General features: G+C 50.4%; 12 protein-coding genes. 6 read left to right on the top strand and 6 right to left on the bottom strand.

Going from position 1 to position 12,737, the window contains the following annotated elements:
• Positions 1-48: 48 nt before the first annotated feature.
• Entirely contained in the window at positions 49-384 is a 336-nt protein-coding gene (locus tag BFO_RS13665; RefSeq protein WP_014226380.1) for a YtxH domain-containing protein, read from the top strand.
• A gap of 21 nt (positions 385-405) precedes the next feature.
• Here the strand turns inward: BFO_RS13665 and BFO_RS13660 are convergent, their stop codons facing one another.
• From BFO_RS13660 to glgP, 5 genes are all read right to left on the bottom strand, one after another.
• Entirely contained in the window at positions 406-1,677 is a 1,272-nt protein-coding gene (locus BFO_RS13660; protein WP_014226379.1) for a lactate racemase domain-containing protein, read from the bottom strand.
• 38 nt (positions 1,678-1,715) lie between these two features.
• Positions 1,716-2,783 (bottom strand): sugar kinase, encoded by a 1,068-nt coding sequence (locus BFO_RS13655; protein WP_014226378.1) that lies wholly within the window; start codon positions 2,781-2,783, stop codon positions 1,716-1,718.
• Positions 2,784-2,816: 33 nt separating this feature from the next.
• Positions 2,817-3,629 (bottom strand): SDR family oxidoreductase, encoded by an 813-nt coding sequence (locus BFO_RS13650; RefSeq protein ID WP_014226377.1) that lies wholly within the window; start codon positions 3,627-3,629, stop codon positions 2,817-2,819.
• Positions 3,630-3,647: 18 nt separating this feature from the next.
• A complete protein-coding gene (locus BFO_RS13645; protein ID WP_014226376.1) occupies positions 3,648-4,271 on the bottom strand; it encodes a hypothetical protein in 624 nt (207 codons plus the stop codon).
• A 112-nt stretch (positions 4,272-4,383) separates the two neighbouring features.
• On the bottom strand, positions 4,384-6,948 hold the full coding sequence (gene glgP, locus BFO_RS13640; protein ID WP_014226375.1) for an alpha-glucan family phosphorylase: 2,565 nt from the start codon (positions 6,946-6,948) through the stop codon (positions 4,384-4,386).
• A 373-nt stretch (positions 6,949-7,321) separates the two neighbouring features.
• On the opposite strand from glgP, the gene BFO_RS13635 reads away from it, so the two are divergent.
• On the top strand, positions 7,322-8,101 hold the full coding sequence (locus BFO_RS13635) for a hypothetical protein (RefSeq protein WP_141729019.1): 780 nt from the start codon (positions 7,322-7,324) through the stop codon (positions 8,099-8,101).
• 18 nt (positions 8,102-8,119) lie between these two features.
• Here the strand turns inward: BFO_RS13635 and BFO_RS13630 are convergent, their stop codons facing one another.
• Entirely contained in the window at positions 8,120-9,775 is a 1,656-nt protein-coding gene (locus tag BFO_RS13630; protein ID WP_014226373.1) for a glycogen/starch synthase, read from the bottom strand.
• Between the two features lie 152 nt (positions 9,776-9,927).
• Here BFO_RS13630 and BFO_RS13625 point away from each other — a divergent pair, with 152 nt between their 5' ends.
• From BFO_RS13625 to BFO_RS13610, 4 genes are read left to right on the top strand one after another with little or no spacing between them, the layout of a single operon-like run.
• Positions 9,928-10,227, top strand: coding sequence for a hypothetical protein (locus tag BFO_RS13625; protein ID WP_014226372.1), 300 nt, complete (start codon positions 9,928-9,930; stop codon positions 10,225-10,227).
• The gene (locus BFO_RS13620; RefSeq protein ID WP_014226371.1) at positions 10,224-10,808 is read left to right on the top strand and encodes a lysophospholipid acyltransferase family protein; all 585 of its coding nucleotides are present in this window, start codon (positions 10,224-10,226) and stop codon (positions 10,806-10,808) included. The genes BFO_RS13625 and BFO_RS13620 overlap by 4 nt, the downstream gene beginning before the upstream one ends.
• On the top strand, positions 10,801-11,589 hold the full coding sequence (locus tag BFO_RS13615) for an amidohydrolase (RefSeq protein ID WP_014226370.1): 789 nt from the start codon (positions 10,801-10,803) through the stop codon (positions 11,587-11,589). The genes BFO_RS13620 and BFO_RS13615 overlap by 8 nt, the downstream gene beginning before the upstream one ends.
• Positions 11,586-12,737, top strand: coding sequence for a Rid family hydrolase (locus BFO_RS13610; RefSeq protein ID WP_014226369.1), 1,152 nt, complete (start codon positions 11,586-11,588; stop codon positions 12,735-12,737). Before BFO_RS13615 ends, BFO_RS13610 begins: the two co-directional genes overlap by 4 nt.

Here is a 12,737-nt window from a genome sequence, read left to right as displayed (position 1 = left end):
AATATATGATACATTTGTAGGAGTATTAATTTCAAAATTTTAAAAGCTATGTGTAATAATGCAGGAAAAACAGTCGTATCATTTTTAGTAGGCGCTATGCTGGGAGCAGGAATGGGTATTCTTTTTGCTCCGGATGAAGGAACGAAAACACGTAAGAAAATAAAAAAATCGTTTGACGATACCTCCGATAATATCAAACACAGTGTGGAGGATTTCAGCAAAAACCTTAAAGCAAAGGTGAAAGAGCTTAAAGGTTCATTGGAAGAAAATATTGAAACGTTGTTCTCTCACTCCAGCTACAAAGCCGATGAGGCGATTGAAGTGCTGGAGAAGAAGCTTGAGCAATTGAAAAAGGAAGCAGCGAAACTTCAGAATCAGAAGTAAGAAAAAACACCGAAAAAAAAATCAGGTCTTTTCAAATCTTTTCCGATAGGCCCAAAGACCGAGCGCGGGATTGGAGATGTAGTAGATTTCTTCGCCGTCGACGGTGTTCCAGCCTTCGCGCAGGGTGTGCGGGTGATATTTTCGCATCATGGCGTCGAGGTCGGCATACCCGAAGCCTACGCTCTCGATTTCGCGGCGTGTCAGGTGTCCGGGGCAGTAGGTGATGCGGAATCGTCCTTCCGATGTGCCATGAATCAGATGGGCTGCTACGCCAAGCGCCTGTCGCAGCTCTTCGTTTTCTTCGACATGCCGCAGCACTTGCGGCGTGGCGACGTAGCCGTACCGGCGGATCAGCGTGTCGTTGTCCGCGTCTTCGCCGAACTGCCGTACACCGGGGGCGAGGATGATCAGTTCGCCGCCGTCGGCCATGGCCATGCGCGTGCGATAGATGCTTTTGTTGCCGACCCACGTACTGCGAAACTCTTCGGGATCGAGATAAACGACGGCTTTGTGTATCTCACGGTCGAGCATGGTGAAGTTTGTTTGTAACGAGAGGGCTGCAGCTTTCTCAAAGCATTCGGCATCGTTGCCTGCAAAGAGCCCGCGCATTTGCAGACCGTCATTTCCGGCCGAAATAACGGTTTGCAGATAGACGACCGGCAGATGGCGGATGAAATGTTCGGAGGCGTAGTTGAGCACGCGGCGCACGGGGGTGTGGGTACGTCCCATGATTCGCTCCATACCGTATGCCGCGCCGATAAAGTGGCTCTTGTGGATGCCTTCACTCCCCCCTATACCGACGAAGAGGTTCTTGTTGTAGTTCGCCATCCCGATCACTTCGTGCGGCACCACCTGCCCGATGGAAAGGATCAGGTCGTACCCGCCTTCGAGGAGCATGCGGTTCACTTGCATGGGCATGGGATAGTGGGCTACGCCGCCCGATACCTCGCCGACGTAGTCGGCCGGCACGGTACCGACATGCACGACACCGTTGCGCCAGTCATGCACGCGAAAGAGCGACCGGGGGATGCCGGGGAACATTTTTTCGATCTCCCCGTCCGTCATTGGAAAATGCGTCCCGATGGCGGGAAGAATATCCGTCAGGTGTTCGCCGTAATACTCGTAGATGTAGCGTGTCAGTTCCCCCGCCCGTGAGTGGAAGCGGGTAAAGTCGGGTGGGATGGCCAATACCTTGCGTCGCTCGCCCAGTCGGTCGAGGATCGAAAACACGGCTTTCCTCAGTTCGTCATGGCCGAATGCTTTGTCCGGCGCTCCCTGTTCATAGTAGATCATCGTTTGTGCTGTTTGAAAAACTTGTGGCCGCGGCCGGTTTATCGCATCACTCGTGCGTTTCCTTCCCAGATGCTCCATACCTGTGCTTCGTCGGCCGGTTGGGCATAGTCGGTAAGTGAAGTTACGGCCAGTGCGCCGGTAGCCCATCCGAAGCGTATCCACTGTCGCGGCTCCCAATTTCGGAGGATGCCGTAGAGCAGACCTCCTACAAAGCCGTCGCCTCCGCCGATACGGTCGAGCACCCGGATCGGACGCGGCTCGACGCAGTGCCACTCATCGCCCGCGAGCATGATAGCGCCCCACAGATGATGGTTCGCGTCCGACACTTCGCGCAAGGTCGTCGCGAAAACCGAGGCGCTGGAAAACGTTCGCTTCACGTTCCGGATCATTTCTTTGAAACGCTCCGTTTTGGCTTCGATATTTTTTCCTCCGGTCTCCGGCCCGTCGATACCGAGGCAAAGTTGAAAGTCTTCTTCATTACCTGCGATGATGTCGGCCACGGAGGCGATCCGGGCGAAGACGTCGCGCAGCGCTCGCTCGCGTCCTTCCCAGAACGAGGCGCGGTAATTCAGATCGAACGAGATCCGTGTGCCGTGCTGTTTGGCCGTGCGTGCCAGCTCGAGGCAAAATTCGCCCGTTTGGTCCGAGAGTGCCGCGATCAGTCCTGAAAGGTGGAGCATCTCCACGCCTTCACGCCCGAACAGACGGTCGAGGTCGAAATCGCGCACGTTCAGCGTGCGGCCTACTTCGCCGCTCCGGTCGTTCCACACGCGCGGCCCCCGCGCGCCGAAACCGCTGTCGGCCATATTGATCTGATGACGCAAGCCCCACGGCCCGCCCTGTGGCACTTCGCGCCCCTCGCAGGCGATGCCGCGGCTGCGCAGGTCGGCTTTGATAAATTGTGCCACGGGGCTGCCTTCGACGAACGTCGTCAGCGCTTTGACCGGCAGTCCGAGCGATGCGGCCACCGTCGCCACGTTCGTTTCGGCGCTCGTAGCCTGCATCAACATGGAGTGGCTCGTATGAAACGGCTGTCCCTGCACGGTGGGCGTCAGCCGCACCCCCATACTCGTCGGTACGACGAGCGACCATTGTTTTTTTGTCATGATGGTATGTATTTTAAAGGTGTATGCGTGTGATTAAATCGAAAAAGCGTCGAATCCGCCATCGACGGGTATCACCGTGCCCGTCACGAAAGCCGACGCGTCGGCTGCCAGCCACTGTACCGTGCCCAACAGCTCTTCGGGCTTGCCCAGTCGGCCGTAAGGCGTGTGTGCGACGATACGTTGGCAACGCTCCGTCGGGGTACCGTCGGCGTTGGTCATCAGCGTGCGGTTCTGTTCGGTCAGGAAAAACCCCGGCGCGATGGCGTTCACCCGCAGTCCCTCGCCGAATTTCGTAGCCAGCTCGGTGGCCAGATACCGGGTGAAATTATTAACGGCCGCCTTGGCGCATCCGTAGCCCAGTACGCGCGTAAGCGGTCGCAGCGATGCCTCGGACGAGATATTGATGATGCTTCCTTTCTTTTGCTCGACCATGACCTCGGCAAATACCATCGTCGGGAGTACCGTACCGAACAGGTTCAGGTCGATGACTTGCCTGAAGGCGTCGAGGTCGAGATCGAAAAACGTCTGATCCGGCGCGATCGTAGCGCCCGGCATATTTCCTCCCGCCAGATTGATCAGCACGTCGATGCTTCCGAATGCTTGCACGATGGCTTGCCGGCTTTCTTCGAGCTGTTCGCGGCGCATGACGTCGGCCGCGTGAAACATGGCCATGCCTCCGAGTTTGCGCACCTCCTCTTTCAACCGGTTGCCTTTCTCGGCGTTACGTCCGAGGATGGCGACCTTCGCTCCTTCGCGCGCCAAATGTTTGGCGATGCAACGTCCCAGTATGCCGTAGCCTCCTGTCAGGACGATGACTTTGTCTTTTATACCGAATAAATGATTCATCCTGTATGTATCTTGATTTTATGAAGTGGTCGATACTGTCAGACGGCGAAATGCGTAGCAGCTCATCAGTCCGCACAGCGGCAGCGCCACGAAGATGCCGATCAGAAACAAGGCGAATCCGGCCAGCATGAGGCCGATCAGGACGAGCATGAGCAGGAAGAGCTTCAGTGTTGAGCTGCGTGTGATCTCCCAGCTCCGTTTCAATGATCCGACGACTCCCGTATTTTCTTCTACGATAGACATCGGGAAGAATTGTAGCCGGAGAGCGAGGTAAATGCCCGGCACAATCAAAAAAAACAGTCCGGCACATACCACAATTGCATAAATAACGGATGCAAAAAAATAAATAAATATTTTACGGCTCATCTGTCCGTAAGCCGAAAACTGCGGTTCCTCGCCGTCCAATGCCTGAAACATATTTTTAGTATATCCCAATGTGAAAACCAAATGGAATAAAACACTTATAGCTATAATAACGATACCCGCCACACCGATATGATTATCGGAAGGTGGAATAAAAGCATTGAGCAACAAGCCGATGATCACGTAGCCGATTAACAGTCCGCTCAATACCCAGATTTGTGCCCACAAACTTTTCCACGATTGGCGGAAGAGGTCGGAGAGAATGATTGGTTTGCCCATGGTGTCTTTTTTTTATGATAGACAAATGTACGATATATTTTGAAAACGGAAACGGCAGGGCACAAAAAAACCGAACATAAGCCCGGTTTTTCTGTGACGGACGACCGTATGTTTATGGCTGAATCCAGCGGATGTATGCGAAATCCATTCGGTGAGGCAGCTGTTCGTTTACCGGATAGACCCGGAAACCGACACGCAGATGTCCGTAGACTTTTGTTTTCTTTTTCAACTCGAAATATAGTTTCGTGCCATCCACCTTTTTCAGTTGGAACGGTGTTGCCGAAACGAATTCGATCGTATGGTCTTCCGGGTTTTCACGTGTATAGACAATCTCAACGCCAAGCATGCTCTTGAGGCTTTTGCGATCGATGACAATCCGGACGATGTATTCGTCGCCCACTGCGGGATGTGCGGCATCTTCGCCATACTCGAACGATTTGATCTCAAAATCATCCCAGTGTTCGGCAACCTCTTTCTTCCATGCGGCGATATTTCGAGCTTCGGCGTAATCGTTTTGCATGAGCAAAGCGGAGCGTGCGGCCAGCTTCCTGTAGAACCGTTCGATATAGTCGTCGAGCATCCGTTTCATCGTATAGTCCGGTGCGATTTGCGAGATGGAGTTTTTGATGTACTGAATCCACTCAGGCGAATAGCCTTTGCTGTTCTTGGCAAAGTAGAGCGGGATAATCTCATCTTCGAGCAGATGGTAGATCGTGGCGGCATCAAGCTGATCCTGATATTGCTGATTGTCATACGTGCGTTGTGCGGTCAGCGCCCATCCGGCTCCTTCCTTATAACCTTCGTACCACCATCCATCGAGCACGGAGAAGTTGAGTACACCGTTCATCTCAGCCTTTTCGCCCGATGTGCCGGATGCTTCCAGCGGTCGTGTCGGGGTGTTCAGCCAGATGTCGACCCCCGAAATCAGGCGGCGCGCCAGACGCATGTCGTAATTTTCGAGGAAGAGGATCTTGCCTAGAAATTCCGGACGACGCGAAATCTCCACGATGTGTTTGATCAGGCCCTGTCCGCCACCGTCGGCCGGGTGCGCCTTCCCGGTGAAGACGAATTGTATTGGGCATTTTTCATTGTTGACGATCTTGGATAGTCTGTCCAAATCGGTGAACAGGAGGTGTGCTCGTTTGTATGTGGCAAAACGGCGTCCGAAACCGATCAACAACGCGTTCGTATTGATTTTTTCCATCAATGTAACGACTTTCGACGGGTCGCCCTGGTTCTTCAGCCAGTTATCGCGATACTGGTCTTTGATGTATTCGATCAATTTATGTTTGAGTGCCTTGCGGATTTCCCAAATGTCACTGTCCGGAACATGCTGGATGGCTTCCCAGATCGCTTTGTTAGACTGGTCTTTGAAGAAACTTTTGTCGAAATTCTTCGCACAGTATTTTTTCCATTCGGTAGCCATCCATGTAGGCAGGTGCACTCCGTTGGTCACGTAACCCACGTGCAACTCTTCGGGGAAATATCCTTTCCATACCGGAGCGAACATCTGGCGCGATACGATGCCGTGGAGGTAACTTACCCCGTTGGCCTCCTGACAAGTGTTGAGTGCGAATGTACTCATGCAGAATTTTTCCTGACTGCCCGGGTTCGTACGTCCCATGTCGATAAAGTCCTGCCAGCTGATACCGAGTTTTTCGGCAAATCCGCCCATGTATTTGCCGAAAAGCGCTTCTTCGAAATAATCGTGACCGGCCGGTACGGGCGTATGCACCGTATAGAGTGAGGAGGCGCGAACGACTTCGAGGGCCTGATTAAAGTCTAACTTCTCGATCCGGATATAATCGACGAGCCGCTGTACGTTGATCAATGCGGCATGGCCTTCGTTGCAATGATAAACCTGTTTCTTCAGTCCCAACTTATTCAACAGTAAAATGCCGCCGATGCCGAGCATGTATTCCTGCTTCATGCGGTTTTCCCAGTCTCCGCCGTAAAGCTGGTGGGTGATCGAGCGGTCCCATTCGCTATTTTCGGGTATGTCCGTATCCATCAGATAAAGTGGTACGCGCCCGACGCTTACTTTCCAGACATGTGCATAGACGATCCGTTCGGGATACGGCACCTCGAGCACCATCGGCTGGCCATCGTCCATCATCATTTGTGTGAGTGGCAATGTCGAGAAGTTCTGGGCTTCGTAGTTGGCAATCTGTTGACCGTCCATCGCCAGGCTTTGGGTGAAATAGCCGTAACGGTACAGAAACCCGACGGCTGCCAGATCAATGTTGCTGTCACTGGCTTCTTTCAGGTAGTCGCCTGCCAGCACGCCCAATCCGCCCGAATAGATTTTCAGTACGTTCGTTAGTCCGTATTCCATGCTGAAATAGGCAACCGACGGTTTGCTTGTGTCGGGTTTGACTTGTACATAACTCTTAAATTGTTTATATACGTCATTGATTTTAGCCATCAATACCTGATCGGCCAAAATTGCTTCAATTCGTTCCTGCGGTAACTTCTGAAGCAATAAGAGGGGGTTGCCTTCGGTCGATCTCCATAACTCGGGCGAAATCTCACCGAAGAGCTTTGCTCCTTCGTAATGCCATACCCACCACAAGTTGGTGGCGATTTCGTGAAGCGGCTCTAATCGTTTCGGAAGTTTAGAATGAGAGTATAGGTCTCTCCAAATCGGATCATTTGAATTCTTTGACTGAATTTTCATACGTAAGTTTTTTGATAATTGCCCGACAAAGGTAATGCAATTTTCGTGTAAAGCAGGAATGACGCCTCGTTAATTTTTTCATGCAATACTCTCAACAGAGTGATTTTTTATGGATTTACAGCCGTTAAATATCATTTATTCAAAAATGCAAGAGATAGTGTAAAAACACGTTGTGGTTTAGTCTTCTTGCAAGCTGTGGCAAGCATGATTTTCATGTAGATAATTACTGGTTTTGAATTTTTATGACAATCAAAATCAGGTCTGTTTAAAATAATATTTATTACATAAAAAATGTAAATATATACAAAACTTTTTTTTTTGTATATATTTATATACTATTTTTGAAACGTTAGATTATTAAATACATTAGAGCATGAAAAAGTACATTATAGTATTAACTTTACTATGGGTAACAGGGGGAATGATTTCCGCACAGACAATTACGGGACCTCAGCACCCGATGAAACCGCGAATGCCGAGAAGTATGGCCGATTCGTCAGTCAGAAAAACGTATCTAGAGGGAGGCAATGATAAACCGCTATATACGGTATCCGAAGCTGTTTACAAATACAGTAAAGACCGACTGACGGATACAGCTACTCACATCAGTGGGACGATCGATTGTTTCATTAGTAAATATTCTCAGGATGGGCACTTGCTTTATCGGTCGGATTATTTTCCACGGAAAGTAGAATTGGATGGTAAAGTCTATCCGGACAGAGAATGGAATATCTTAAAATATACGTACGGTGATGACGGTCGGCTGCTCAAAACGGAAAACTATGATGTGGACTACAGCCATCCGAATAAAGATAAGCTGTTCGGCATATCCGAATATACATATATGATAACTGACAGCGGATACATAGCCGACCGGACCATAACGAAAGACCTTGACAAAGGTAAAGGCAACATCGAAAAGGAAAAGATTGAATACGTGTTGGACAAGGAAGGCCGCGTGGTTCGCTCGATCAATAGAAACGATGAAGATAAGTATGTCTCAGGCATCAATGGGCATCGTTACCGTATTGGCGATCATTATTATTCATACACCGACAGCGGATACACGGATGTACGGTATTTGGACGTCACCACCGGATTGCGAGCAGATTTTATGTATAAAGACAGTTGCTTGCTAAAAGAGAATGTATAATCGGGACAACCTATAACATCACATACGGTTTCTCTGTTTCGCCTTCGCAAAAGCCATATCAAATGCTTGATAATAATATGTAATGAATTGCTTCCATTCAGCCTGTGCAGCTAACTTGCGACAATTCTCTCGAATATATTCCCGATCGGCTGCATCTTTGCATATCAGAGAAAGTAAAATTTCCGAAATATCATTCACGACATCAAAATAATTATCATCTGTCCGGTGAATCACGGCGACTCCCTCCGTGATGTCATCGCCCGAAACCTTTGCCTTAGCCCATAACCCGAATCCGGCCAGATCGGTGGTGACCGTCGGGATGCCGAACGCAATGCTTTCCAGCGGCGTATAGCCCCACGGCTCGTAATACGACGGATAAACGGTCGCATCCATACCGATCAACAGGTCGTAGTACGTCATGTTGAATATACCGTCTTTCCTGTCCAAATAGCAGGGCACAAAGATGATTTTCAGGTTATCGTCTGCCGTATTCGTAAAGCCGCAACGGAGGATGAAATTCGTTATGCTGTCTTCATTCATATTGTTAAGCCAATGCGTGATGCATGAGGTCTGCATTGGCTCCGTCGTATGAAAGTCTTTCGCAAGAATTTCCTTCAGGTCGGCACGCGGAGCGAAAACCCACGCCGGGACAAGCAGAAAAGCGACGACTTGCCGATTCAGTTTGCCGGAAGTGCGCAAACGGTTCATGGCCTCGATATAAACGTCGATTCCTTTGTTACGATACTCATACCGGCCGCTCGTCGAGATGAGAAAAGCATCTTCATCGATCGTCCGGCCGCATAACGTTTCGGCTACCCTGAGCAGTTTTTTACGGGCTTCAGTACGACGTGCCGGATAAGCATCGGCAACAGGCACAAAGTCCGGCTCGAAACCGTTGGGGGTCACGATATCCGGTGCTCTGTCCAAGAGCTGCCTGCATTCGGTGGCCGTAATATCGCTTACGGTCGTGAAACAGTCGGCATAACGGGCAGCCTGCTTCTCGACCGAGTGCTTGGCTTCCATGTTTAATTCTCTTGCCATCCGATTGCCGTCGTATCCATTCATGCATCCGTAGAGGGGTTTACCGTTTCCGGCAATCGAACGTCCGATGGAGGTAGCATGTGTCGTGAACACCGTAGCAATCTGCGGTACGTATTTCTGTAGATATAGCTCTCCGAACCCCAGCATCCATTCATTGAAATGGGCGATGATCTTTTTCTGTTCCAACCCATGAAAGCGGTAGAAACTTTCGATCGTTTTTCCGGTGGCGTAGGCGAAGATACAAGACTCGTCATAATCGCCATAAGCCTTTGACGAATCGACACCGAACGATTCCCACATTTCGTAATAGACTTCGTTTTTCTTTTCGAAGAAAGGCTGATAGTCGACTAAAATCACCGGAGGTGTGCCCGGTATCTGCCATCGTCCTTTGCGCACGGATAGCCCTTCGGAAGCTGCCGCTTTCGCCCAGTCGGCGTAGAGCGCAGGGTCTTCTCGAAAATCGGCATCCGGCTTTCCGCGGTCCGGCCCGATGAAAATAATCGTATCGGTAAAACGCTGTTGTAACGTGCGTGCTTTTGTGGACAAGACGGTATAAATACCGCCAACTTTATTGCAGACTTCCCAGCTGCATTCAAAAATATAATCCGGTTGAGTTATTGCCTTTTTTATCATAGTTGTCTAACCTTATAAAAGGTAGTTGTTTAGCCGGCAAAGATACGTCTTTTTTTCTTTTTCTTGTGTTTCTTTATCCAAATCCCGGAGAATTGTCATACCTTTGATTGTCGAAAAAAAGAAAATGTTTAACTCAAAAAGAAGAAACTAAAATGGCAAAAAGAAGAAAATTAAAGAAACATATCTCCCGTCTGTTCGGGATGTTGTTTTCCGACTTGTTAATCTGTCATTATTTACTTCCGAAAATAGACAATGAGAAAGTTTTATTATTGGCGACGCGCATGGGCGATCGGAACGATGAGTTTATTTGCCGTGCACATCATGCTCCGGGCACAAACCGGGCAGAGGTCAAGAAATATTATCAAAAGTTATCTGCTGATCTGAGAAAAGAATGGAATGCGTTGGCCGAAGAGATCGTCCGATTGACCGAAGCGCTTGATAAGAAAGCATGAAAAAAGCGATCTGTAGATGGCTTCTTAAGTGCATGGGATGGAATATCGGTCTGACGGGCGACGATGTTCCCAAGTGTGTGATTTGTGTAGCCCCTCATACGAGCAACACCGATTTTCTGGTCGGCAAGTTGTTTTACAACGCGGTCGGGAAACAGGCTAAATTCCTGATGAAGAAAGAATGGTTTTTCTTTCCGTTAGGATGGGTTTTTCGGAGCATGGGGGGCATACCCATTGATCGGAGCCGTAACCAGTCCATGACCGAACAGATGGCGGCTGAATTTGCATCACACGATTATTTCCGTGTAGCTATCACGCCGGAAGGGACGCGCAAGAGGGTCGATGAGTGGAAACGTGGTTTTTATTACATCGCTTTGAAGGCACAGGTACCGATTCAGCTTGGTTATATCGATTACGGCAGGAAAGAAGTCGGGATTATGTCGACTTTCTGGCCGACGGGCGATGCGGATGCGGACATCCGTTATATCCGTTCGTGTTATAAGGGAATCAGAGGCCATCATGGAGAGAAATTCGGAGAAGTCGGGGAAGAACGCGATAAGAAAAACGGAAAGATCGATGAATAGTAATAGTTCGTTGCGTGTCAGTATGATTCAAGCTCCGATTGTGTGGGAAGACAGAACGGAGAACGTGGCTTATTATGGGAAATTGCTGCATGGTTTAACCGGCAAAACCGATCTGGCAGTCTTACCGGAGTTATTTACGACGGGATTGTCGATGCGCGTGCACGACCTGTCGGAGCCGGTCGACGGCAAGACGATCGCTTCGGTGAAGCAGTGGGCCCGAGAATACGGCTTTGCCGTGACAGGGAGCTTTATCGCTTCGGAAGAAGGGCGTTTTTATAACCGTGCATTCTTTATTACCCCCGATGGTCGGGAGTATTATTACGATAAGCGTCATCTGTTTCGTATGGCGGGCGAAGATCGCAGTTTCTCGGCCGGCGATAAGCGGCTGATTCTCGATTATCGCGGCTGGAAAATCTGCCCGATGGTTTGCTATGACTTGCGTTTCCCGGTCTGGAGCCGCAATGTGAATAACAAATACGACGTGCTGATTTACGTGGCCAACTGGGTGAGTGTGCGACGGGATGTGTGGAAGACGCTGCTGCATGCGCGGGCGATCGAGAATATGGTGTATGTGTGCGGGGTGAACCGTGTCGGTGTGGATGGCCGCGAGTTCGCTTATCACGGCAGCTCGAGAATATATACTCCGAAAGGAGAAAAGCTGGCGGATGCCGGCGAAGAGGAAGAAACAATCGTCACGTGTACGCTGGAGCGGGAGCCGTTGGATACGCTTCGGGAGAAGTTTCCGGTCTGGCGTGATGCGGATCAGTTCGATATCCGATGATCTGCACACATCACAGAGAATGGGCGGATCTGCCGGTCCTCGCTACTTACAGCGAATTTGCTCTGTCCGGGCAGGCTGCCGAGTACCATTTGTCGATACGAATCACGGCAGCGGAGTCGGATACCCCAACGCAATTTACACAGTTTGAAGAGGCTTTGAGCCGTTGGCAGCGCGAATATCCTCATACGATACTCGTCTGGAGGCGTTACTTCCTCAGCGATGTCATGAATCAACACGGTTTTTTGTGTGGATACGATAACGAAGACGCGGCGTTGTCTGTCGTACAGCAGGCGCCCGGTCTGACAAAGGTAGCCCTCTGGGCTTATTGGGTGACATCCGAAAGTTCACGTGTGTCTAAAAACCTGTCTGTACAGGCTACGGAACTGATCCGTCCGTCTTATCGTCACTTTTATCATACACAACTTCACTCATCGGCTTCGGACGAAGAGAAGCAGACAATCGATATTTTTGACCGTTACACGGCTTTATTGGCGACGCAGGCATGTACGTTGAGCCGTCACTGTATTCGTACATGGCTTTTTGTGCGCGACATCGACTTGCGTTATGCCGGCATGGTGAAAGCGCGCCGAGCATGTTTCGAACGTGAAGGACTGACAGTGCAGACCCATTTCATTGCCAGCACGGGCATTGAGGGACGGCATACCGATCCGCGGGCATTGGTGACGATGGATGCGTATGCGGTGCACGGCTTGGAAACGGAGCAGGTGCGCTATCTTGATGCGCTTGATCATCTGAATCGAACGAGCGAATACGGCGTGACGTTCGAGCGGGGTACCATGGTGCAATACGGTGACCGGCGGCATATCTTTATCTCGGGTACGGCAAGCATTAACAAGTATGGCGAGATCGTGCATCCCGGCGATCTTTCCGGTCAACTCGACTGTTTATTCGGAAATATCAGGGCGTTGTTGGCCGAGGCTGATGCCGGCATGCACAACGTCATGCAGATGATTGTCTACGTGCGCGACCCGGGCGATTACGCAGCGGTCGGCACATGGATAGACGCTTATTTTCCACAAATACCCCGTATCACGGTCTGTGCTGCGGTCTGTCGTCCGGGATGGCTCGTCGAGGTCGAGTGCATCGCCGTCACTGCCGACGGCGACGACCGTTTCCCCGTATTTTGA

The sequence above is a fragment of the Tannerella forsythia 92A2 genome, from assembly GCF_000238215.1.
In the GTDB taxonomy this organism is placed as follows: Bacteria; Bacteroidota; Bacteroidia; order Bacteroidales; family Tannerellaceae; genus Tannerella; species Tannerella forsythia.
This window is presented reverse-complemented; position numbering and strand designations above follow the sequence as displayed.